This is a genomic window from Streptomyces sp. NPDC051286 (genome assembly GCF_044455345.1).
Taxonomy (GTDB): domain Bacteria; phylum Actinomycetota; class Actinomycetes; order Streptomycetales; family Streptomycetaceae; genus Streptomyces.
Genome location: NZ_JBITER010000013.1, coordinates 129,651 through 152,329 on the forward strand (window position 1 = coordinate 129,651; position 22,679 = coordinate 152,329).

General features: G+C 67.0%; 16 protein-coding genes and 1 pseudogene. 8 read left to right on the forward strand and 9 right to left on the reverse strand.

Features of this window, described 5'->3' with window-relative positions; all coding sequences use genetic code 11:
- Nucleotides 1-12: 12 nt before the first annotated feature.
- Nucleotides 13-306 carry a DUF6959 family protein gene (locus tag ACIBB8_RS16100; protein ID WP_398952551.1) on the reverse strand — a complete coding sequence of 98 codons (294 nt, stop codon included), beginning with the start codon at nt 304-306 and terminating at the stop codon, nt 13-15.
- A 982-nt stretch (nt 307-1,288) separates the two neighbouring features.
- On the opposite strand from ACIBB8_RS16100, the gene ACIBB8_RS16105 reads away from it, so the two are divergent.
- The 4 genes from ACIBB8_RS16105 to ACIBB8_RS16120 all read left to right on the forward strand — a co-directional run bounded on the left by ACIBB8_RS16105 (nt 1,289) and on the right by ACIBB8_RS16120 (nt 4,045).
- Nucleotides 1,289-1,621, forward strand: a complete 333-nt coding sequence (locus ACIBB8_RS16105) for a hypothetical protein (protein ID WP_398952473.1) — start codon at nt 1,289-1,291, stop codon at nt 1,619-1,621.
- 489 nt (nt 1,622-2,110) lie between these two features.
- A complete protein-coding gene (locus tag ACIBB8_RS16110) occupies nt 2,111-2,548 on the forward strand; it encodes a hypothetical protein (protein WP_398952474.1) in 438 nt (145 codons plus the stop codon).
- Between the two features lie 259 nt (nt 2,549-2,807).
- The gene (locus ACIBB8_RS16115) at nt 2,808-3,056 is read left to right on the forward strand and encodes a hypothetical protein (RefSeq protein WP_398952476.1); all 249 of its coding nucleotides are present in this window, start codon (nt 2,808-2,810) and stop codon (nt 3,054-3,056) included.
- Between the two features lie 452 nt (nt 3,057-3,508).
- Nucleotides 3,509-4,045 carry a hypothetical protein gene (locus ACIBB8_RS16120; RefSeq protein WP_398952478.1) on the forward strand — a complete coding sequence of 179 codons (537 nt, stop codon included), beginning with the start codon at nt 3,509-3,511 and terminating at the stop codon, nt 4,043-4,045.
- Between the two features lie 186 nt (nt 4,046-4,231).
- Here ACIBB8_RS16120 and ACIBB8_RS16125 read toward each other — a convergent pair whose 3' ends face one another.
- The 6 genes from ACIBB8_RS16125 to ACIBB8_RS16150 form a co-directional block, all read right to left on the reverse strand.
- Nucleotides 4,232-7,213, reverse strand: a complete 2,982-nt coding sequence (locus ACIBB8_RS16125; protein ID WP_398952480.1) for a DUF499 domain-containing protein — start codon at nt 7,211-7,213, stop codon at nt 4,232-4,234.
- A 2-nt stretch (nt 7,214-7,215) separates the two neighbouring features.
- Nucleotides 7,216-10,011 (reverse strand): DUF1156 domain-containing protein, encoded by a 2,796-nt coding sequence (locus ACIBB8_RS16130; protein ID WP_398952482.1) that lies wholly within the window; start codon nt 10,009-10,011, stop codon nt 7,216-7,218.
- Complete coding sequence (locus ACIBB8_RS16135; RefSeq protein WP_398952484.1) at nt 10,008-13,223, reverse strand: helicase-related protein; 3,216 nt, start codon at nt 13,221-13,223, stop codon at nt 10,008-10,010. Before ACIBB8_RS16135 ends, ACIBB8_RS16130 begins: the two co-directional genes overlap by 4 nt.
- Nucleotides 13,224-13,817: 594 nt before the next feature.
- The gene (locus tag ACIBB8_RS16140; RefSeq protein ID WP_398952486.1) at nt 13,818-14,108 is read right to left on the reverse strand and encodes a hypothetical protein; all 291 of its coding nucleotides are present in this window, start codon (nt 14,106-14,108) and stop codon (nt 13,818-13,820) included.
- Between the two features lie 213 nt (nt 14,109-14,321).
- Nucleotides 14,322-14,594: a hypothetical protein gene (locus ACIBB8_RS16145; protein ID WP_398952488.1), complete on the reverse strand. Its 273-nt coding sequence runs from the start codon at nt 14,592-14,594 to the stop codon at nt 14,322-14,324.
- Nucleotides 14,591-14,881 carry a hypothetical protein gene (locus tag ACIBB8_RS16150; protein ID WP_398952490.1) on the reverse strand — a complete coding sequence of 97 codons (291 nt, stop codon included), beginning with the start codon at nt 14,879-14,881 and terminating at the stop codon, nt 14,591-14,593. Before ACIBB8_RS16150 ends, ACIBB8_RS16145 begins: the two co-directional genes overlap by 4 nt.
- A 583-nt stretch (nt 14,882-15,464) precedes the next feature.
- On the opposite strand from ACIBB8_RS16150, the gene ACIBB8_RS16155 reads away from it, so the two are divergent.
- A complete protein-coding gene (locus ACIBB8_RS16155) occupies nt 15,465-16,838 on the forward strand; it encodes a sporulation protein (RefSeq protein ID WP_398952492.1) in 1,374 nt (457 codons plus the stop codon).
- Nucleotides 16,839-16,844: 6 nt separating this feature from the next.
- Here ACIBB8_RS16155 and ACIBB8_RS16160 read toward each other — a convergent pair whose 3' ends face one another.
- On the reverse strand, nt 16,845-17,765 hold the full coding sequence (locus ACIBB8_RS16160) for an aminoglycoside phosphotransferase family protein (protein WP_398952493.1): 921 nt from the start codon (nt 17,763-17,765) through the stop codon (nt 16,845-16,847).
- Nucleotides 17,766-17,784: 19 nt separating this feature from the next.
- On the opposite strand from ACIBB8_RS16160, the gene ACIBB8_RS16165 reads away from it, so the two are divergent.
- Nucleotides 17,785-18,447, forward strand: coding sequence for a DUF4291 domain-containing protein (locus ACIBB8_RS16165; RefSeq protein WP_398952553.1), 663 nt, complete (start codon nt 17,785-17,787; stop codon nt 18,445-18,447).
- A gap of 262 nt (nt 18,448-18,709) precedes the next feature.
- Here ACIBB8_RS16165 and ACIBB8_RS16170 read toward each other — a convergent pair.
- Nucleotides 18,710-18,862 (reverse strand): annotated as a pseudogene (locus ACIBB8_RS16170) (GNAT family N-acetyltransferase); the annotation flags it as partial.
- Nucleotides 18,863-19,013: 151 nt separating this feature from the next.
- On the opposite strand from ACIBB8_RS16170, the gene ACIBB8_RS16175 reads away from it, so the two are divergent.
- Both ACIBB8_RS16175 and ACIBB8_RS16180 read left to right on the forward strand, forming a co-directional pair.
- Nucleotides 19,014-21,773, forward strand: a complete 2,760-nt coding sequence (locus ACIBB8_RS16175; RefSeq protein WP_398952495.1) for an alpha/beta fold hydrolase — start codon at nt 19,014-19,016, stop codon at nt 21,771-21,773.
- Nucleotides 21,770-22,645: an ABC transporter permease gene (locus ACIBB8_RS16180; RefSeq protein WP_398952497.1), complete on the forward strand. Its 876-nt coding sequence runs from the start codon at nt 21,770-21,772 to the stop codon at nt 22,643-22,645. Before ACIBB8_RS16175 ends, ACIBB8_RS16180 begins: the two co-directional genes overlap by 4 nt.
- Nucleotides 22,646-22,679 lie beyond the last annotated feature (34 nt).

Genomic DNA, 22,679 nt, shown 5'->3' on the forward strand with positions numbered 1-22,679 from the left:
AGTGCGAAGATCCTACCTCAACGTCCCATCTCGGTTTGGCTGTTCAGTACGGCGCGGAATCTCGTGCTCATGCAGCACATCCGCGTGGCACGTCAGCAGGGCGTCGAGGCCCTCCAGGAGACGGCCGGCGGAGACTAGGGCATCGGCCAGGTAGCCGCGCTCGCACGCCTCAATCACCTCGGCCAGATCGCTGCGGACGGTGTGAAGGGAGACGCCCTGGATGAGCACGCCAGGGAACCTTCGCGCGGGACGGCGAACCACGTCGTTGCTGCCGTCAGTGAACAGCTTTACCTCAACGCACTCCATCACGCCAGCCAACTGACATCACCAGCTGACATCAACGGCGGCGCACGCAGGTACCCTTGAGCGACCGCGAAGACTGGACCAACAAGAGCGCCAAGGCTTCCCGGAAGCCTCTCAATCGAACTCCTAAAGCGGTGCTCAATCCTGTCGCGGTGGGCCGCTTTGTCGCATCCCTACCGGGCCGCCCCTGGGTCGTCAGGCCGACGACGACCACCACCGACCAATGACGCCCACAACTGCGCAGCTCTCCTACATGTTGCGGAGCAGTGCCGCACCCCGCCGGAGGGGCGGTTCAATGCCAGCACTCACAAATGTGAGTTGCCGCACACCTGTCGGCCCGAAATGTGAAGCTTGTGACGATTTGTTCCCGCTTCACCGGGGACCGAAAACCCGTGTCCCGGTTATGCCCCCTTTTGTCTTCTGGGGTACTCAAATAGATGCAGGTCAGAGTCATGCGGCGAGGATCGCTTCATTGAGGTGCATTCCGCTTTGTTCGGTATGCACCTTACGTGCTGCTCGGTAGCCAGGACTCCAGAGCGAAGCCATGATGGCGGCACCTAGTTCTCAGCGTTCGCCCACGCCACCGAGCCGGCAAGCCACAGGTGACGCAGGCGAACACAAGACGCCGCGGAGGCATCGACATGAGTGCGTCGCAGGTTCATCCCAACACATCCACTCCGACCGCGCAGATCTGGACAGCCATAGTGATCGTCATCGTGATCTTGACGTGGCCAGCTCTCAGTAGAGCGGTCGGTGCGCTAACTGACGCACTGTCACTAGTGGCGGCTCTGACCGCGGGCGGTTACCTCCAGAAGAGGGCCCGCCACAGAGGCGACATACGTGATGCTCTCGGGCATGGGTGATCCGCGCCTAGCGTGGTTCGGACGTCATCAAGTCACCGACATTCCAAGCAGAGCCGGATCCGGCGCCCATATCCGGCAGCGCAACCAGACACAGAGCATGCCGCCGGCCTGGAGAAACAGCGATGGTGTATCCGGCAAACCCCGTTCTGCTCTTCAATGAGGACGGGCGCATGTTCATCCTCCATGAGCCAGCCCTCGCCAACGATCTGATCGAATCCGAGGACGAGTTTTACGAGGGCTACGACGGCCGAGGGTGTCCGGTTAGGGCATGCGGAGAGCCCGGGGAGGTGTACCTGACTCTGGTCACCACAGAACCGCAGGAAGACAGATTGCGTGGGCTCGTGGACCGCTACTACACCGTCTTCGCTGCACGACATCCAACACGCATCCCGCCCCAAGAAGACGACCTAGCAGCCTTCATCCGGGCTGTGTCGGAGGACTGGATCGAGGAATAGAGGTACGGACTATGCGCGGCCGGGAGATGCGTCCGCGTCTGTGGGTGGCCCTCTGACGCGTAAATAGAGCCTGGTCAGGGTGGGTGTGGGCAAGGCTGGGTGCCCGGTGGCCGCGGAGGGCCGCCGGGCATCCGGGTCTGCCTGTCAGACGGCGGTCTCCCGCGGCGGAGGTAACTGGCTTGGTCTCGCCGTACCCAGGGAGAGAGCCATTCGCCCTGTGTGGCCGGATCGCTCCCTTGTGGGTACTTCGTGTACGTGTCAAACAATTGGGAGGCGGGTGATCGAAGGAGGGGGCGCTGTATGTCTGCGTTGGGTGACGATCGGGTTGTGCCATCGGATTGGGCGGCGGAGCGGTTTGGGCGGCAGGCCGGCAAGCTTGCTGCAGCGGTTCCGGTGCAGCTGGCCCGGGCTCACGCGCAGGCTCACGCTACTCACCTCACGGCGGGGTTGAAGAAGCGAAGCCCTTACGGTTCCACTCTCGCGGAGGCCGTGCGCGAGAACCTGGCCGATACGGCGCGGGAGCTGCGGGAGTCCGTGCGAGACGTGCGCGGGTACGAGTACGCGGTGATTAACGATCAGGCACTCTTCCCCTTCAGGTACGCAGACAGGCCGAAGCCCCTTGATTGCGCTCGGTTGCCCTCCGACGCTTCACCTACGCGCCGTCGGTTGCTCCAGGCACATGGGCCACAGCCTCCGGAGCCGCTGTTCGACCTCGGCGACGACCTCACAACCGAGGAGTACCTGAAGCTGCACGAAGTGTTCGAGGAGCTGGGGGCGGCCACGAAGCTCGTCTGCGTCTTCTTCACGGCCGACGTGAAGAGCGGCATCCATGTCATCCATTGGGGGGAGGCTCACCTTGAACCCGACCGCACCTTCAGCTGGCCCCACAGTGAACAGCTCCCGGTGGCTCCCCAGCCGCTTGAGTGACTGGGGTGGCTATGACTTCCTGGCCTGCCCCGCGTCGAAGCCGGGTCGCCTGACTCCAGGCCGTCCCTGGGCCGTGCGAGGCCGCCCAAGGCCGATCGAAGACGACCGACAGTGACAGACGAGCTACAGGGGTGATCAGGGGAGGCGCAGGTCAGAGTGGTCTGACCATACGCGTTTCCTTCGAGGGTTAGCCGTCAGGCGAGATGGGGTGTTTCTTGCCGTGCCGCAGCAGTCAACCGTGCCAACTAGGGTGTCGAGCATGACCACTTCTCCAGATCATGTGGACAGCAGAGAGGACCTGGCCGCCTTCGTTCGTTACCTGTACCGCAGCCACGCCGAGGACGGCAGCTCATGGGAGAACGCGGATCTTTCGAGCTTCCTGGAGGCCTTGGCAGCATGGATCGACGACGCGGACGGCTGGTACAGCAACGCTGGCCGCGAGTTGCCCGGCAGCGGTGACTGGACGTTCTTCGCACGGGCCCTGCAAGCAGCGACCGTCTACGAGTAATCCGGGGCCTTGTCGAATGCGTGTCGAAGTCGGCAGCAGCCCGAACGTGGCGTTCGGCAAGCACCAGGTCAGAGGCACTCCCCCAGCGATCCGTCCTAGCGCCTTCTAAGCGCTCTGCCAGTACATCGATCAGGCGCTCACCGATCGCGGCATCGACGTCATTTCCTGCGCCCCCGAGTGAGTGGCGAGTGAGTTCACATCCGGTCTGATCTCGGACGAACGTTCTCCCAGCTCAGACGGTTAGTCGGGGCACATAGGCGTATGCCCTCCGGAGCCGTTGCTCATCATGACCAGCCACAAACCTGCGGGTCACGAAAGAAGCGCCATAGATCCCGCAGTCCGGTCAGGCAGAGGCGAACCGCGCGCCATGGCAACGTGGCATCGGGAAGGGAACCTGAAACCGACATGGCATTTCGCCAACCTGACCCGGCGACTCCAGCAAGACTCTGTGCATGGAATCGTCGGTTGTCGTCGGAGTCATCGGTCTGGCAAGTGCCCTCATGGGCGCGGGTGTGGCGTTCGCTGGGATCGTGTACCAGCAGCGACACCAGGAACGGATTGCTCGCGAGGCGCAGCGCCAGGCGCTGGCTACCGGAGCTGTTGAGCGAGTCCTCGGCGAGCTGTCGGCTATCCAACGAATCGTCAGGCGGTCAACCCGGGACCTGACCGCTGAAGAGGGGGAGGAGCGACGTCTCCGTCTGCACGACCACGTGGCTTCCATCCTCTTGGAGGCTCAACGAATACCTGATCCTCGGGTGCGAGACCGGGTGAGGGAGAACGCATCGTTCGTGCTTCTCTCCCCACCTGAGGACACCCGCACACCCGACGAGCGCCGACTGGACGGGATGCAGGTGTGTGGGGATTCGATTGGGTGTCTTGGCGCATATCTACGCGAGGAGCCGCTGCCTGACAGGCCCTCCCCCGTGCAGGAAATCATAGACAGGTGGCCCACGTTTCGAGGCGGAACGGACTGGTTCACGGAGGCATGAGTGGCACTAGGCAGTGCACGAGCGTCCCAGCTGTCCGGCTACAGATGGGCTGCAACAGGTCCCCGGCCAGCCACCTTTGTCGCGCCGATTGCCAGGCGCTGCGCACCGATGGTGGAACGGCGCCAAGACAGCGAACGGCCCTGGAGGCGGGTGTCCTTTCCGGGGCCGGCTGCCACCCTGTCCGGGCTAGAAGTCTTCGTCCTCGGCTCTGACGCGTGCACCTGCCTGCTGCGCCTTGTGTTCGACAGCCCCCTGGGCTCCCTCCGTGGTGGTGAGCGTGACGCTCAGACTGATGAGCTGGTGGTTAGCATTGGGCGCATCGAGGACTTTGCTCAGCTCCCTGAGGAGTTGCCAGACCTGGTCCCGGGCCTCCGGAGCGGTGATGCTGCGGTTGGTCAGCTCGATGATGTAGCGCTTGAAGGAGGCAGGCTCCGAGCCATTCCCGGCGCCTACGGTATTGCTGGTTTCGCCAGCCCCTCCCGTCGTAGCGCGGTACTCCTGATCGTCAGCGCCGAACAGACCACCGGGCTCTCCGTTGCTGACTGGCCCGCCTGGTTGCTTGGGAATCGAGACCGTGGTGGTGCCCCTGAAGGCGCCATCGGCGGCGGGCACGGTCTCGGCCGCTTTGATCTCGCGGCGGAGGTTCTGGCTGATGGAGGCGATCGAGATGTGTTCCGGAGATGCGATGGCGAGCTTGTCACCGTCGGAGTCGGCCAGTTCCCAGCCGCTGTGGAGCAGAGCGAAGATTGCCCGGCGTATATCGTCGGTTGCGGTGACCAGCGGGAACAAGGGGTTCTTGTAGAAGGACTGGACGACTTCGCGGGGGGTCAAGGTGCGCTCGAAGGTGTCCAGCAGGGCGGCGAGGTAGTCTGCCGAGAGTCCTCCCGTGATCGTGGCGCGGCTGGCCGCGACGAGCGCCGCCCATACCTGGTCTCCGCGCAGGGATGACTTGCTGTCGTCATCGAACCGCTTGAACTCCACATGCAGTCCGTCTGAGGCGCGGACGAGGTAGGCGTAGTGCTGGAAGGCCTTTTGGATGTCCTTCTTGAGCTTGTCCTCAGCCTCGGTGGCCTTGGTAGTGGCTTCGCGAAACTCGTCAACGTCCTCCGGGTTGATCTGCTTGAGGACACTGCGCCAGGCGAGGACTTCCCTCGCGCGTTTGCGTGCCACGTCCCGCCGCTGTGTGTTCACGCAGGCCACGACGCAGCTGGCGGCGTTGTCCACGCGCAGCGCGTCGGGACCGAGCCCGAGGAGAGCGGTAATCTCGGCACGGCTGAGGGTGTCCTTGCCGTTGAGCAGGGTCCAGCGGCGCGGGTCGAGTACCACGAGGCGGGTGACGGCCGAGTCCAGTCCATCGAAGGTGCGTGCGAGGTCGATGGCCCCGGTGGCGGTCGGCGCGTCGATGAAGCGGATCTCATCGAAGGTTCCGGGACGTGCGAGCCTTTGCGTCTGCTCCCACACCAGCTTCTCGCACGAGTGCGGGTCCACGAGCGCAAGGGAGGCAGTGAAATACATCCGGAGCGTCTGCTTGATCGACAGGTAGTAGCGCCCGGGCGCGTTTGCCGGCTGGGTGATCTCAAGTGCGCCGAGGCCGTCCTCACCGATAAGGGCGTTGAAGACCTCCTCAGCGTCCGTGTAGGGGGTGCCGGGAGCCGGGATGGGCTCGAGGATGGCGGCGAGCATCTCGGCCTTGGTCGCTCCCCGGCCGCCACGCGGGCGGCCGACCATGGAGTAGCAGAACAGGGCGGTGGCCATGCGCACGCCCGCGTGGTCCTGGCGGGCAGTGACACCGGCAGTGCGCAGCCGCTGGTCAATGGCGACGGCGCGCCCTGCCGATCCGTCGCTGCTGGTGACATCGGTGGTGGCGACGGAGCGATAGCCCTGGATGGCCCGGTCGTTGCCCATGAACAGGCCGGACGAGAGCAGCTGTTCGAGGGCGGTGGTGAGGGGGATGTCGCCGACGCCGATGAGAGCCGGCGCCCAGTTCCCGGCCTGGTGTTCGGTGACCCAGTGCAGCGCGGTCCGGGCGAAGATCGCGACTGTGGAACGGACGCGCTGGAAGTTCTGGACTTGTGACCATTCCTCGCGCACCAGTCGCATGAGTTCGGGGTGGAACGGGTAATTCGCCTCGACTCGCTCGGCGAAGCCGCTCAGTCCGCGGGTTGGGCCCAGCTTGTCGAATACCTTGTCTCGCCAGCCGGCCTCGCCTGCTGTGCTGTACTGCTCGGCTACGTGTGACGCTGCAGCGCCCACCTTGGCAGGTTCGAACAGGCGGCGCTGAATGATCGAGGCGAAGTCGTGGGAGTCGGTCACCGCGACTCTGCCGCCCGGGCCGTTCCGCACGAGCCGTTCGGAGACGTAGCTGCGGAAGTCGTCAGCGAGTGGCGGGTAACCGCGCTCGTCGAGTTCGCTGCGCACCATGACCACGACACAGGCGACGCGGGGAACGTCGTCGCAGGCGTCCATGAGAGCGTTGAGGAACGCCTTCTCGTTGGGCATGCGGTCGATGTTGGTCGCGTCGGCGAGCTGCAGTACGTAGTCCATGAGCTCGTCGAGCAGGATGAGCACGGGTCGTCCCGCGTCACTCAGCGCCTGCTGCAGTGTCCCCTTGTGCGGGCCGCTGGCGACGTAGCGCTGGTAACGGTCCATGTCGCCGGCGGTCAGCGACCACAGGAACCGCTCGAACAGGTTGGTGGCCGGGCCGAATGTCTCACTGGTCTTGCCCGGACTGAAGTAGTCGGCGGTGAGTACGACGGCTTGGGCACCGGTGAGGTTAACGGTGCGGCCGCCCTGCTCGGCCTCGCCGCGGACCTTCCGGCCCAGTTCTGTGGCGAAGAACTCCTGAGGGGAGTTGGCCATGTGGTACAGCCCGACGAGGGCGTGGCTCTTGCCTCCGCCCATGCCTTGGTCCAGGTGGAACAGCGCCGTAGTTCCGGTACCGGCATCGGTGCCCAGCCGGCGAGCGATGCGGCTGAAGAAGCCCACGAGGTTCGGGGTGGGCTGGGTGATGTCGCCGTAGTAGTCGACCTTGCGGTAGGGCACGTCAACGGTCCGGTAGACCGCCTTGTGCAGGCTCATCTGCAGTTCGCCGACCGAGCCGTCGGATGCGGTGACCTCGGGCCGCAGAGTCAGGACGTCAGCCCAGTGTGCAGCGGTGCTGGTCGGCATGCTCAGCTCTCCTCGGTGGTGAACGACAGGGCGAGCTGGTCGTCGCGCTCTCCGGCGGCGAGCTCGGTTGCGACGCGCTGTGCCAGGTTGGCGATGGTGCCCGCGTTGCGCTGAATGGCAGTAAGGGCCTTGGCCACTGCGTCGCTGGGCGGCAACTGCGAGAGGATCTCCCCGACGACGGCCCACAAGTGGGCGTCAGTGGGCTGCCGGTCGGACTGGCCGATGACAGCGGCGACGCTCTCGGTGGCGCCTTGGTCCCAAGCGGCGGCCATGGCCCGGACCACTTCGAACGTCGAGGATTTGTCGCTGACAGTGCTCGGGGCGTCGACACGCAGTTTGTAGCCGCTCTTGCTCTCGGTGAGCAGCGCGCCGCGCAGATCCTCCAGACGCAGGTTGTCTGCTTGTGCCAGGAAGCGGGCCTCGCCCTTCGGGACGTCCGAGCGGGCGTAGAGCCGCTGCCAGAAGACGGCGAAACGGGTGGGTGCGTCGAACGTCTCAAGCGGCAGCTCGTCCAGCTTGAGTGCCGTGGCGTCACGGACCGCGGTGCGCGCCAGTGTGAGGTAGCGGTCGAGCTCGGCCTGGCCGCCATCGGGCTTGAGGATCTTGGCGTAGCGGCCGTAGACCTCCATCGCCGGCCCGTAGGCAGCCATGAGCTGGTCAGTGAGTGCGAGGCCTTCGCGGTCCCACTCTCGCGCGGCGGCCTTGACCCGCTCGGCGACCTCGCGGTCGACCTGAGCGGCGGTGGCGAGCGGGCGGTTCGCGGCGGCGACGCGGCAGCCGATCGTGACGGTGACCTTGATGCTCGCCACACCGGTAGAAGCAGTCTCGGTCCTCGAAGGCCAGGAACTGGTGACGACGAAGCCAGCATCGCGCAGGGCGCCGAGCAGCCGCCGCCACGCGTCAGGATCGGAGTGCCCGAATACGACGACGAGGTGACCGTCCGCACGCAGAACACGACGCGCCTCGCCGAACGCCCGGCTGAGCATGTGCTCGTAGAAGTCACGCGTTCGATGCTCGCCCGGGGCGTTGCCGCGCTTGACGATGATCTCTTCGGTCTTGTCCTGCAGCCCCGGAACGTCGAAGAGGTCGGGGAACACGTCGAAGAGGCAACGCTTCAGCCAGACGTGAAAGAGGTCCGACGCGTCAGCGTAGTCGATCATGTTGTAGTACGGCGGGTCGGTCACGACCGCATCCACCGACCCGTCCCGGAAGGGGAGGGCTATCGCCGAGGCACGGCGGAATCGGCCCGGACGTCCTGCAGCGCTTCCCTGGATGACCTTCTTGAGCGCCTGCAACCCGCTGTCAGTGACGCTCTCCCACGTGCCCGGACCGGTGCCCGGCCCGGCCTCGAGGTGGTCGAACTGAAAGGACACCTTGCTCTCGTCCGCGAAGATGTCGTGGACCTGGACCCATGTCCCCTTCCGCGAGGCGTTGCCGCCGAAGGCGGCGAGCTTTGCGCCCCGGGTAGATCGTCGGAGTCGCCGCTGCATGTTCGCTGCGGCGTAGGCGGTGAGCGCGTCTGCGTAGTCCTTCGTGAGTCCCGCCCCCAACAGGTCGGTGCGCACGCCGCGTATAGCGCGGACGGTCTCCGCGAAGAGCAGAGCCTGCCGGTCGTTCATGAGGGCGCCGTAGGTGCGATAGCCGTAGCCACTGGCTCGGATCGTGTCCTGGTTTCCTGGCGGGATTGCCTCGTCGGGAACAGCAGAGAAGGGGCCGAAGCTGTCAAGCTGGGCGAGGTCGACGGACTTCGCACCACGCACCTCGTCAGCCGTCGGGGCGCGGAAGGTCTTGCCGACCCCCTCGTTCTCCTCCCCGACAGCGAGAAGTTCGTCCTCGTACTGGCCGGCGAACCCCATCGCCTTGACGGTATCGAGCGTGTGAACGTGTCCGCAGGACGGAAACGGGCAGCGGGCGCTCTTGCCCTTGCGGCCGGCTGCAGCCGAGAACGTCGGCTGCTGAGCGGGGTCTCCGTCCACGACCAGTGGACTCCACCGATCCCCGTCGATGACGAGCTCGAGCGACTGCCCATAGTCCCCTTCACGTCCCGAGGGGAACTGTAGTCGCATGCTGCCTATGAGCGGGAAACGTCGACGGCACTGGTCACAAGGGATGCTGACGGCCCACAGGTAAGCCCAGGGCACCTTTCCGCCACTATTGGCCGGGTAGTAGGGCGCGACAGCATCGGCCACACGCCTGTTCACTTCAGCGAGTACGGCACGGACGTCGCGCAGCAGCCGCGGCTCATCCTCACTGAAGAGTCTGCCTTCCGACTCCGCTCCACTGGCGAAGGGGATGGCAGCCTCAGCCGACCAGTCGCGCAACGGGTAGTCGGCCAGGAGGCGCCCACCCAGTGTTGCGACGGGGCTGAGGTCTGTCCCGACAGCGGTCACCCCCAGGCGCGCTGCTTCAAGGGGGATGATGCCTCGGCCACTGAAGATGTCGAGTACGACGGGGCGACCGGTGGGGTACTCGTCCGCTATGACTTGACGCAGACGGCCCAGCGCAGTGGTGCTGCCCGCCTCGATGGCCGATCGGACATCTGCGTGAAGGTCGTCGCGGTCAGGCAGCAGGGTGGCCAGAACCGCGGCACGGGCTTGCGCGATGGGGCGAGACGCGAACCAGGTGAAGAGCGCCTTTTCGCTGCGGCCGGATCCGGCCGGGGTGCCGACGGCGGTGTCGACCGAGGAGCACGGGAACCACTGGTCGATCAGCCGGCTGCGCACGTCGCTGACGGTGTCCGCAGAGGCCGTCACGTTAGTCGACGGCACCTGGTCGGTGGTGTCGGTGGTAGTGGTCACCGCTGGTCTCCCATCAGCCGACGAAGGTCGGCAACCTTGATCTGGAACCGCTCGATGCGCCGTGGCCCGGTGGCTAGGAGCCTGGCCGGGTCCTGAGCGCGCACGAGGACTGTCGGGGATGTGGCGCAGTCGGCGACGACGTAGAGCCAGTAGTCCTGGCCGCGCTGCTGCGCCTGGGCCCACTCGTGCTGCTCCAGCCACACCGGCTTCAAGCCCCGCTGGAAGCCCTTGACCTCGACGAGGCGTTGTTCGCGGGTTGTGCGGTGTCGGGCGAGCAGGTCGTAGCCGACGCCAGCGGTCTGGCGGTCGTCCACGTCGAAACCGAGGCGGTTCAGCTCGGCCAGCACGGAGGCCACGGCCATCGCCTCGCTGTCGGGGTCGTAGCCGAGCTGTTCGGTGCGGGCCTCGCCGACGATGTGTGCCCAACCGACCAGGCGGGGAGCGCTCTGTCCGACCTTGCTGATGTCGTCGAGCTGGTTGAGACGGTGGCGCTTGAGCTCTTCGAAGCGGGACATCCGCTCACGCCGCTCGATGACGGGCAGCTCCTCGAGCTCGTCCATGTAGCGGTACTCGACCTGGTCAAGCTGCTGGCGTGCTTTGTCTACCCACGCCTCCCGCTCCGTGCGGGCGCGTGCGACCTCCCGTGCGAGTGCCGCGCGGGCTTCCAGCTCGCTGTCGTGCCTCAGTGCCGGGGAAAGGGGCGGTGCGGCGTGGCCGGCGTCGGATGGCCTGAGCAGCATGACGGATTCCCAGGCACTCTCGAACGCTCCAGCGCCGGAGTACCGGATCAGGACTGGGGACTTGCGCCGCTGCCGCCGGATGCCGTCGTGTATCTCGACCTCGGCGTCGTAGACCAGGAGGGTGTAGTTCGTCAGCGACGCGGGGTCGGTGAGGACCGTGCCGCGGATGAGCTCGCTCTCGCCGGTGCGCAGCGCGAGGTCGGTGAGTTCGGCGAACGGCTCTTCGGTAGGTCCGAGCACGATGACGTCGTCGAGTCCTTGAGAGCCGTCGTTGATCGCCTGGCGAACGGCAGCACCGTCAGCAGCGACCAACGCATCGTGCTCACCGCCGAGTGGCGGCGGCAACAGCCGGGTCGAGGTAAGGCGGCGGATGCCCTTGGCCGGACCCGGGCCGAGGCGCCACTGCTCGGCACGGGCGAGTTGGTCAACGAAGCCGTCGACGATGACAGGGTTGATCGCTTCGAGGCGGTCGCTGCGGAACCGGTCCAGTGCCGCCTCGGTGTTGGCGGGCGTATGGAGCCGGTCCTCGTCCTGGACCAACTCTCGGGCCCTGGACAGCAACTCGGCGGTGTCGGGAACGGTGACGGCCTGTCCGGCTTGCGCGTCGACGAGCGCGCGGGTGTAGTCGAAGCCGGCGCGGGCGGCGGTCGCATCGAGCAGGTCGAAGATCCGCCCTTTGAGCGCCTCTCCGGCAGCCTGGAGGTTGCCGAGCATGACCTCCTGGACCCGGCCTTCGCGGGTATCGGGTGCGACGAGGTGGTAGATGTGCACCGGCTCGGTCTGGCCGATGCGGTGGAGTCGGCCCATGCGCTGTTCGAGGCGGACCAGAGACCACGGGATATCCCAGTTGATCATGACGTGTGCGGACTGCAAGTCGATGCCCTCGCCGCCGGCGTCGGTCGAGACGAGGACTTGGAACTCGTCTGCGAGGAACCGCTGCTGGAGCTGGTCGCGCTCGTGGTGCCTGACTGCACCCTCGAGCGTCTCGACGCTGTACCCGGCGTCGGTGAACCGGCTGGCGAGCCAGCGGGCGGTGTCGGCGAATTCGGTGAAGACAAGCAGCTGGCCCTGCCCAGGCGCGATGGCGTGCTTGATGAGGAGCTGCTCCGTGCGTACCCACTTTGTGGACGGGGTGGCGGTCGTGGCCGATTGGATGGTCGCGATGACCCCGTCGATCGCCGTGAGCTCTTCGGTCTTGTTGCTGCTGCGCGCGTTGACGACGACGCCCTCGGCGCGCTCCCACGCCTCGTCGTCCTCGACGGCAAGGTTGACCGACCCGTCGCCCTGGGAGAACTCCTCAGGTAGGGGGCCGTCGACCCGGTTGGACGCCGGCCCCTTGAGCGCCTCGTGCCGTCGCTTGATCGTGGCGGCGGCGGCCACCAGTGAGGACGCGGCCCGCTTGCCGTAGATGGAGCGGGCCAGGGTCGCATTCGCGCCGTAGTAGGTGTCGACGTAGTCCATGACCGCGGTGTAGGCCGTGAATTCGGGTCCGCTGAGGTCGATGGACACGGTCTCGGCATACCGGGGCGGGAAGAGACGCTCGCCGTCGAAGTCCTTCAGCTCCTCCTTCATTCTTCGCAGGAAGGAGAGGGTCGACGGCCTCAGCGCAGTGTCGTATTCGGTCTGCCGTGGGTCCCAGGGGTACAGCGTGGGGTCGAGGAGGCTGAGCAGGCCACGGAAGTAGTGTTCCTTGCCCCGGTGTGGCGTGGCGGTGAGCAGCAGGAGGTGGTGGGTGCGGTTTGCTACTTCCCGTGCGGCGCCGAGGTATTGGGACGTTGGTGTCAGTCGGTGCGCCTCATCGAAGACGGTGAGCGACCACGACGCTCGGGCTCCGGAGATCTTGCGCCGGACGTCTGGGTTGTAGGTGTACAGATCGACGCTCGCCACCCACACGCTCACGCGCGGATCGAGGTCACGAGGGTCTCTGGCGACCTCAGGGGTGACTGTGGCGGCCTCAATCGCGAAGTAGCGGCGCAGGTCCCGTTTCCACTTCTGCACAAGATGTGCGGGCACGATAATCACGGTCTTGCCGGGTAACAGACCACGCCGTGTGCCCTCGGCGATGTACATACCCGTCATGATCGTCTTGCCGGTGCCCGGCTCATCGGCGAGCAGGAACCGCAGCCGCGGCTGCGCCAACATGTGGCTGAAGACGGCCTCGTCCTGATGCGCGTACGGCCGCAACGGGCGCGTAGCCAGCACAGCGGACCGGATGCGGGGGACGGCGTACTGCATCCACCGGCCCCACAGCGCGGCGAGCGCCCGACCGGGTTCGCCCCCGGCGTCGTTGACGGGAACGGCAGCCGCACGCAGTTCGACAAAGCTCAGCGCAACGTCGGCGAGCGTGCCGTCACGCCGCCGGACAACAAGGTCAGCGCCGTCATTGGTGGATGCAGCGGCGACGACTGTGACCATTTCGCCGTCGATACGTATCTGAGTGCCACGGGCCGGCAAACTGTCCGGCTCGGTCATGCTCACAACTCGCCTCTCCCCTGCCCCAGCGTCAGAACAGTCCAGAAGAAACGAGCACTGCCGTGCTGTGTCTCTTTCAGGCCGACGTCGGGCACCCTGCGTGCATGCTAGCAGTGAAGATCCGCGCGATATTTCGTGCGCATCCTGTGAACATGCCGCCAGCGAGGTAGGCCACGGAGCCCGGCGGCCAACTCACCGAAGAAACTGTTTGACCATGCCAGAGGCAACTGCCAGGCTCTGAGGCTGACTTAACATCATGTCCGATACAAGGGTGCGCAGTAGGAGCTACCGGCGCAAGCCCGTGGTGCCAATCAAGGTCGCACCAGCGCCCATTCGACTCGGCCGCCACCTTGGGCGTCACTACAAGGTTGGGTGGGCACTGCTATGCGAGACGCCAGAACGTGCACTTCCCGCGGACGGGGCCCTGGCCACTTCGCTAACTCACGCTTCTGAAGAGCATGTCGCCCGCAAGATCAAGAGGCCCCCGGAGCCGTGTGTGACATCGGTGGCAGGAGGTCAGGGAGTCCGTACGGTGTCGTAGCCGGACCAGATGTGCATCAGATCAGGCGGGGCCACGGTGTGGATGGACGCCGCTCAACTGGCGTCATGTCGCCGTGCCGCTGTCACACGAGCCAGCATCGCTACCTCGTGAGCGACGGCGGCTGATAGCTCCAGTCGGACCAGTCCGGAGCCGTCCGCAGCCACCGCAGCACGAAGCTTGATCTCGGTCGGGTCTATGCCTACGGCAGTCAGCGCATCGCCAAGGTCCTCTACTGCCTGGATCGCGTCGCGCCAGCCAGCCAAGTAGTCGACGCTGCGTACCCAGAGCGTCGTGTCAGGGTCCAGGTCGCGGGCGTCGAATTCACCGTCTCCTGTGCCATCCATTCTCTCAAGTCCCTTTCCCCGCAAGTCGGCTGAACACTGACCTTGCCGGGCCACGCCGTTGGAGGACACGACGACGGCCCCGGTACCACCGGTACCGGGGTTCGTGATCGTTTGTGATCGGTCCCCAGCCGGACCACCCCGCGCCTGCCAGGGTTTGAGGGGTGGTCCGGTGTCATTCAGCGGTTGTGTGTGACCTCGCAGGCCGGGCGGCGGTCAGAAGCGCTGTCGGCCGCCGGGGTACTGGATCGGTTTGCGGCAGTCGGGTGCGTCGGCGGGCGCGGGCTCTTTGTCCAATGCGCGGCAGAGCGAGGCGTGGAGGTGTTCCGCATCAGCGACGGTCAGTCGTAGCGGAGCGGTGGCGACCAGGGCGCCGTGGTGGGTGATCTGGAGCGGCACTGTGAGTCGGCCGTCCTGCTCCCGGCCTACGGTCTTGCGCGTCGCCGGTCCGATCTCCCATTCCCATCCGTCGCGTGTCGTCCCGCTCATGCGGATGCCCCCTCGGCTGGCGCCGGGCCATCGTCTGGCGCGGCAGAGGTGTCGTCATCGACCGTTGAACTGCTCAGTCGGTCCCCCCTGCTCTCGGCGACACGCAGCGCGTCGCCCAGCGCTTCGTACAGCCGGGCGCTCAAGTAGCGGAGTTCCCAGGGCTTGACGTTGTCGTCCTTGAGCATGTCGGCGGCGTGGCCGAGAAGGATGTCACCGGCCCGGAGCTGGACCTCTTCCATCTGATCCGCGAGACGTGACAGATGGCTTTGGCCGCCGTCGTCGGTCACCAGGAACGAGCGCTGGCCAGCAGGGCCGAGCCACGGTAGAAGACGAGGGTTCCTTGTCACGGCGTCACCGCCGACGACGGAATGGTGCAGCCAACATCCGTGTGGCAGCCACAGTCTGGGCCGGGCCGCATGCGCCGCTCGTGCTCGACGATGTACGGACGGACGAGGCGAACGTCCTCACCGCGAATCGGGCTCCAGACGTACGGATCAGGTACGCGCGGCAGGGTCATCGTTACTGTGTCCACACAGCCAGGTACCGACCGCTTTTCGGCCGCGCGGCGGTGGCCGGGGGCGGGCAGTAAGAAGTTCAGCAGGAGCCCGAAAATCCTGCCGATATGGTTCCGCATGTCTACCTGCTTTCACCAGGTGGGCCATGCCCCGGGGTGCCGTCACGCACCGCCGGGGTGTCTTGTCTCGACAGTCAACGGCCGTCTTCGGCGGCGCGGCAGTGTTCATCCAGGGGTCCACGTACACACGAGGGTTCACGCGTCCGGTGGGAAGGGGTTCACGGTGAACCCCCTGGGGGGTGAAACTGCTGTGACAGGATGAGCACTTGACGTGACGCCGGGGGTGCCAGCAGAACGTGAACAAGGAACCAAACCACCAGTTGGCCGCCGTCATGGCGGAAGCCGGAGCCTCCAACAAAGGACTGGCCAAGCGGGTTCGCGAGGTTGCCGAGCGGCACGGCGAGCCCCTGGGGACGACGCACGTCGCGGTTCAGCGGTGGCTGAACGGCGGCGGAATCCAGCGGCAGACTGCCGCTTTCGTCGCGGAGGCGCTGAGCGACAAGTTACGGCGGAGGGTCACGCCGAAGGATCTCGGCTTCCCCGGTTCGGCGCTGGCCCCTGCTCTCATGACTGGTATGTCGTACGCCGGATCTTTGGCCGAGACGCTGGGCACCCTCGACAGCCTGACGCATCAGCGTCCGGAAGACGGTCCGACGACTGAACCCCCGTTACCCGACGCCGATGTCCATGCCGCCGCGCTGGCCTGGCTCGTCTCCCGCCCGGACGGTATTCCGACCGAGGCCGCCTTCACCCGGCGAGTCAGCATGCGTGACGTGGCCGCGATCCGAACCGCCGCCGGATTCTTCATGCAACTCGACTTCCAATTCGGTGGAGGACACGCACACAAGGCCTTCCGGCACTATTTCCGCGAAGATGTGCTGCCTCTGCTCGGAGCCAGTTACACCGCCAAGGTGGGGGAAGCTCTCTTCGCGGCGGCATCGGAGATGGCTCAGCTTCTTGCCTGGAGCGCCTACGACAGTGGCAATCATGCTCTGGCCGACCGCTATCTGATGTCTACACTGCGCCTGACTCAGGTGGTCGGCGACCGCATGATGGGCGCGCGCATTCTGACCAACATGAGCCATCAAGCGAACTACCTTGGTCAGGTGCCCAGGGCTATGACGCTGGCCCGCGCGTCGGTCGAGGGTGGCAAGGCCCACTCCACACCCCGCGCCATGGCGCTGTTCTCCGCGCACGAAGCGCGTGCTCTATCCTCCGCTCGGGACCACAAGGGCGCCGCCCGCGCGATGAACGAGGCAGAGCGGTTCTTTGAGCGGGCCGACAGCGCCGACGATCCCGAATGGCTCTCCTACATGGATGAAGCCGAGCTGATCGGAGAGTTCTGCCACTGCTTCCGAGATCTTGGGCAGGGTCCCGAAGCCGTCCGCTTCGCTGAACGCGCCGTCGCGCTCACCGACCCGAAGTACGTTCGCACGCTTGGGTTCTGCCGCATGGTCCTCGCCCAGAGCCAGCTACTCAATGGAGACGTCGAAGAAGCCGTGACGACCGCGGGACTCGCCGTCGAAGGGGGAGACGCTCTCCAGTCCGCGCGGTTCCAGCGGTACGTGGGCGACTTTCAGCGCGAAGTTTCCACCCATGCCACGAACCCCATCGTTCAGCAGTTCAACGGGCAGGTACGGGACGCGATGAACAGGCTGGACGACGAGTAGCCGAGATCAGCCCGGATTCCAGTCACGGGGCGCGGCGTCGTTCCGGAGCGAGGAGATTCGACGGGCGTACTCCGCTGCCGTATCGGCGCTCTCCGACACGTTCTGCATCAGCCAGGTCGTCATGTTGAACTCCTGCACAGCGCGCAGTGTGGGGAAACCGGACCAGGCGCAGAGGTCCTTGCCATAGGCACTGACGAAGGCGTCGTACTCCTCCTTGGTCTGCCACCTCAGGCTGTGATACTCCGTGGCTGTGACCATCAGATCCCACTCGGGATAGTCGAAGCTGAACCGCTCCAGGTCGATCAGGATCACCTGACCGTTCCGGTCCACCATGAGGTTCTGCACGTGTGCGTCCCCGTGCACGGGCCCTTTCTCGGACTCGAACCGAAGGTCTCTGATCCTGTCCCGAAGTTCGTGTGCCCGCTTCTGCAGGAACGTGCGGTCATCCTGCGGTATGTCGACCGCCGCCTTGATCCGTCGTTCCGTCCGATCGAGGACCGGATACGGAGGCAGGGACAGCGTGTCCGGCAAGCTGAGCGAATGCAGGTCGCGGAGGACAGCGCCCAGTTCTCTATACGTCGCCTTCCGATCGCTCTCCTGGATCAGATGCCAGAACGTCACCGGATGGCCGTTGATGACCATGGGTTGTTCAAGGTCCTCGACCACACGCGTCACGGGGAAGTGCTCACGCGACAGCCACCGTGATACCTCAACCTCACCTCGTGCCGACTCCAGATACTCAGTCGAGCGTGCGATCCGCACCACCACCGGGTGGGCCACCAGCCGGAACAACGCGTTCTCTCCGAGTCGGATCAGAGACGCCCCGTCGCTGTCGAGTCCTGCTTCTCGGCACGCCGCACGCAAGACCTTCGTAGCGCCGGCCGAAGTGAATACCTTTCCCGTGCGACGTGCAGCACCAGACGGCATGCCGTACTCACTCCCTTAAATACTGCCGACCGCGAGGTACACGACGGCCGGCAACAGACATCAAGGCGACGGTACCCACGGGCAGGGAAGACAGACGGGACCGGGGCAGGATGATCGGCCATCTACGAAGACGTCGCTCACTCTGCCGTCAGCCGACGCCTCTGACCTGCGGGTATGTGGCAGAGCAGAAAAGGACTACGAACGATGCTTGACATGGATCAAGCCGAGCTTCCTGTGGATGATGTACCGCTGCGGCTGGGCCACGAAGGAGGGCCAGGAGACCGTCCTGGCCGTCGAGATCAGCCGCGAAGGCTTCGACTGGGCGCTGGACAACGCCGAACTCTCCCACTACGTCAGGGGAGTCCACCCGGACCGTGCGAGCTGGCAGCGCAGTCTGCGCCGGTCCCCGGCCCGCGTCCAGTGGGACCCCGAACGCGACCTCCACCTCAATCCGCTCCCGCACCGCTCCCTGCAACTCGGTCTCACGGGCGAGGCGGCGCGGCGGTACGCCGATGAGTGGACGGTTTCGATCCGTGACGTCACACCGCTCGCCCGGCAGGTCCACGAACTGCTCCGCGCCGGGAGGACCGACGCGGCAACGGCGCTTCTGCCGTGCGAGTCGCTGTATCCGACGGGCACTGTGCCCGTGCCGATGCGGGTCGGGCCGGAGGGCCGACCGTGACGTGCTCAGGCCACCGTCAGTGAACGGGTCGATCTGCGGATCTCCGCCATGAAGTCCACCACCTGCGGGTCCCTGCGCCAGGGGGCCAGGGAGCGGCTGTAGACCTGCAGGTACTCCATGCCGCGGACGCTGCCCAGCCGGGTGAACAGGGAGAGGGATTCACGGCCGCCGCTGTGCGGTGGCGTCGAACTTCCACATCAGCATGGCGAAGTCGCCGTCGTCCGCACCGCCGCCGACCGTTAGGTCGCCCCGCCGTCTCGTTGTCGTGGTCCACGCTGACCCACATGTCGTAGCAGCCCTGCTCTCGGGCGACGGCGGCCAGCGCCTCGGTCGGGGCACGGCCGATGCCGGTGCGGCGGTAGGGGGCGTCGACCGCGGTCGCGGGTTCGGGAGCCCCTGTTGCGGGGCCAACCAAGAAGGGAATGGGGAAGGGGCCGGACGGGGGCGAGTCGCGCGGGCATACCGCGTACGGAGTACGGCGGGGGAGCGCCGTACGCCGGAAGGATGCCGGACACTTCCCCCGCGCGGCAGCCCGGGCGCGGGGGCCGTGCGCTTAGGGTCGACACATGCAGACCCCTGACTCCCGATGGCGCCGGTGGACCCGTGAGCGCGGCCGGTGGGCGGCGGCCCTGGCCGCGCTCGCCGTGCTCGCGGGCGCCGGTACCTGGACCGCGGTGGCCGACGACGGTGCGCCCGCCGTGCACCGCGAGGACCGGACGATGCGGATCGACGGGGTGTCCCTGGACACCTCGTACTTCACGTCCGGCGGTTCGGGGCGACGGCCCGCCGTGCTGATCGGGCACGGCTTCGGCGGTTCCAAGGACGATGTGCGGGCGCAGGCGGCGGAGCTGGCCGGTGCCGGGTACGCCGTCATGACCTGGTCGGCCCGCGGATTCGGGAAGTCCGGCGGGGAGATCTCGCTCAACGCGCCCGACCGCGAGGTCAAGGACGTGTCCGGGCTGATCGACTGGCTGGCCCGGCGGCCCGAGGTACAGCTGGACGCGAAGGGTGACCCGCGGGTCGGCGTCACGGGCGCCTCGTACGGTGGCGCGGTCTCGCTTCTCGCAGCCGGATACGACCGGCGCGTCGACGCCATCGCGCCGGTGATCACGTACTGGAACCTCGCCGACGCACTCTTCCCCGGAGGGGTCTTCAAGAAGCTCTGGGCCGGGATCTTCGTCACCTCGGGCGGCGGTTGCGAGAAGTTCGAGAAGCAGCTCTGTGCCATGTACGAACGGGTCGCCGTCTCCGGGAAGCCGGACGCCGCCGCGCGTGCGCTGCTCAGCGAGCGGTCGCCGAGCGCCGTCGGCGACCGCATCAAGGTGCCCGCGCTCATCGTGCAGGGGCAGACCGACTCCCTCTTCCCGCTCGGCCAGGCCGATGCCATGGCGCGGACCATCAGCGGGAACGGCGCACCCGTCGCCGTCGACTGGATCGCGGGCGGTCACGACGGCGGGGACATGGAGAGCGGGCGGGTCGAGAACCGGATCGGGGCCTGGTTCGACCGCTATCTGAAGGAGGACAAGGGTGCCGACACCGGACCCGCCTTCCGCGTCACCCGTACCGGAGGCATCGACTCCACGGACGGGGCGGCGCTCCAGCGCGGGGCGAGCAGCGACACGTATCCCGGGCTGTCCAGTGGCGACCGGGAGATCGCGCTGACCGCGAAGAGCGACGGGCCGGGCATCGTGGGCGCAGGCGCAGGCGCAGGCGCAGGCGCAGGCGCAGGCGCAGGTACGCCGGCGAGTGGCGGGCGGAGCGGCGGATCCGCGGACCGTCGGACGCAGACCTTCCGCAACCCCGCCGGTGCCAACCCGCCCGCCATCTCCGCCGTCCCTGGTGTCGGCGGCGGCATCGCCCAGCTCTCGTCCCTGGGCGTCGGTCTGTCGATCGACTTCCCTGGCCAGTACGCCCGCTTCGACTCCGCACCGCTGGATACGTCGATGCGCATCACCGGATCGCCCACCGTCCACGTGAAGGTGACGGCCGGGCAGGGCGACGCGGTCCTGTTCGGCAAGGTGTACGACGTCTCGCCGGACGGGAAGCAGCAGGTGCTGCCCGCCCAGCTCGTCGCCCCCTACCGGATCACACCGGATCGGCAGAACAAGACGGTCCAGCTGACCCTGCCCGCCGTCGACCACGCAGTCGACGCCGGACACCGGCTCCGGCTCGTCCTCTCCGCCACGGACCTCGGCTACGCCTCACCGGCCGAGCCGACCGCGTACAGCGTCTCCCTCGACGGCCCGCTGACCGTCCCCACCGCCCCCGCGGTGAAGACGGCATCGGCCGCTCTGCCGTGGTGGACGTGGGGGCTCCCGGCGGCGGCCGCCGTCATCGCTCTCGCACTGCTGCTCACCGCACGGCGGCGTACCGCGCCCCCCGCCCCCGACCCGGCGCTCGCCGAGGTCCCCCTCCAGATCACCGGACTGTCGAAGAAGTACGCCAAGTCCGCCGACAGGTACGCCGTGCAGGACCTCTCCTTCCGCGTGGAGAAGGGGCAGGTCCTCGGACTCCTCGGGCCCAACGGCGCGGGCAAGACCACCACGCTCCGCATGCTGATGGGGCTCATCACGCCCGACGACGGCGAGATCCGCGTCTTCGGGAATGCCATCCGGCCGGGCGCGCCCGTACTGTCCCGGGTCGGCTCGTTCGTCGAGGGCGCCGGATTCCTGCCGCACCTGTCCGGGCGCGCCAACCTGGAGCTGTACTGGCAGGCCACCGGACGCCCCGCCGGGGACTCGCACATCGAGGAGGCCCTGGAGATCGCCGGGCTCGGTGACGCCCTGGCCCGCGCCGTGCGTACGTACTCCCAGGGCATGCGACAGCGGCTCGCGATCGCCCAGGCCATGCTCGGCATGCCGGACCTCCTCATCCTCGACGAGCCGACCAACGGGCTCGACCCGCCCCAGATCCGCGAGATGCGGGACGTGATGATCCGATACGCGGCCGGGGGCCGGACCGTGATCGTCTCCAGCCATCTCCTCTCCGAGGTCGAGCAGTCCTGTACCCACCTCGTGGTCATGGACCGGGGCCGGCTCGTCCAGGCCGGACCGGTCGCCGAGATCACCGGCTCGGGCGACATGCTGCTCGTCGCCACCGCCGAGGAGATCGCCGAACCGCTGGTGGAGAAGATCGCCGCACTCCCCGGGATCGGCTCGGCCGTCCGTACGGGCGACGGGCTGGGCCTGCTCGTCCGGCTCGACGGCGCGAACTCCTCCCGGCTGATCGCCGAACTGGTCCGGCTGGACGTGCCGTTGACGGGGGTCGGGCCGCACCGTCGCCTGGAGGACGCGTTCCTCACTCTGATCTCCGGAGGCTCCGCATGAGTGCCGCAGCCGATGTCACCCACGCCGCCGAGGCGCCCGGCTACCTGGCCCGGCGCACTCTGCCGCTGCGTGTCGAGGCGGTTCGGCAGTTGCGCAGGCGGCGCACTCTGCTGATGGGCGGGGTACTGGCGGCGCTGCCGTTCATCCTGATCACCGCCTTCGCGATCGGCGGCACCCCGGACTCCCGGGGCGGCGGCGACCGGATCACCCTGATGGACACCGCGACCGCGTCCGCCGCGAACTTCGCCGCGACCTGCCTGTTCGTCTCGGCCGGGTTCCTGCTCGTGGTGCCGGTGGCACTGTTCTGCGGCGACACCGTCGCCTCGGAGGCCGGCTGGTCCTCGCTGCGCTACCTGCTTGCCGCGCCCGTGCCCCGGGCCAGGCTGCTGTGGAGCAAACTCGTCGTGGCACTCGGCTTCAGCCTGGCCGCGATGGTGCTGCTGCCGCTCGTCGCACTGGCCGCGGGAGCGGCGGCATACGGCTGGGGGCCGCTCGAACTCCCCACCGGTGGTGCGCTCGCGACCGGCGACACCGTGCCACGGCTCGCCCTCGTCGTCGCCTTCATCTTCGTCTCCCAACTGGTCACCGCCGGGCTGGCGTTCTGGCTGTCGACGAAGACCGACGCCCCGCTGGGCGCGGTCGGCGGCGCGGTCGGGCTGACCATCGTCGGCAATGTGCTGGACGCCGTCACCGCGCTCGGCTCCTGGCGCGACTTCCTGCCCGCGCACTGGCAGTTCGCCTGGGCGGACGCGCTCCAGCCGGACCTGGAGTGGGGCGGCATGGCGAAGGGGGCGGCGATCTCGGTGACGTACGCCCTGATCCTTTTCGCTTGTGCGTTCCGCGGGTTCAGTCGTAAGGACATCGTGTCCTGACGTTGATGTTCCGCGGCGTCTCGCGCCGATTCCG

Coding starts and splice junctions, on each gene's coding strand:
- ACIBB8_RS16160 (WP_398952493.1), bottom strand. CDS start 17,765: ATGCCGTCTGGTGCTGCACGTCGCACGGGAAAGGTATTCACTTCGGCC.
- ACIBB8_RS16145 (WP_398952488.1), bottom strand. CDS start 14,594: ATGAGCGGGACGACACGCGACGGATGGGAATGGGAGATCGGACCGGCG.
- ACIBB8_RS16140 (WP_398952486.1), bottom strand. CDS start 14,108: ATGGATGGCACAGGAGACGGTGAATTCGACGCCCGCGACCTGGACCCT.
- ACIBB8_RS16115 (WP_398952476.1), top strand. CDS start 2,808: ATGACCACTTCTCCAGATCATGTGGACAGCAGAGAGGACCTGGCCGCC.
- ACIBB8_RS16105 (WP_398952473.1), top strand. CDS start 1,289: ATGGTGTATCCGGCAAACCCCGTTCTGCTCTTCAATGAGGACGGGCGC.
- ACIBB8_RS16120 (WP_398952478.1), top strand. CDS start 3,509: ATGGAATCGTCGGTTGTCGTCGGAGTCATCGGTCTGGCAAGTGCCCTC.
- ACIBB8_RS16135 (WP_398952484.1), bottom strand. CDS start 13,223: ATGACCGAGCCGGACAGTTTGCCGGCCCGTGGCACTCAGATACGTATC.
- ACIBB8_RS16125 (WP_398952480.1), bottom strand. CDS start 7,213: ATGCCGACCAGCACCGCTGCACACTGGGCTGACGTCCTGACTCTGCGG.
- ACIBB8_RS16175 (WP_398952495.1), top strand. CDS start 19,014: ATGCAGACCCCTGACTCCCGATGGCGCCGGTGGACCCGTGAGCGCGGC.
- ACIBB8_RS16100 (WP_398952551.1), bottom strand. CDS start 306: ATGGAGTGCGTTGAGGTAAAGCTGTTCACTGACGGCAGCAACGACGTG.
- ACIBB8_RS16180 (WP_398952497.1), top strand. CDS start 21,770: ATGAGTGCCGCAGCCGATGTCACCCACGCCGCCGAGGCGCCCGGCTAC.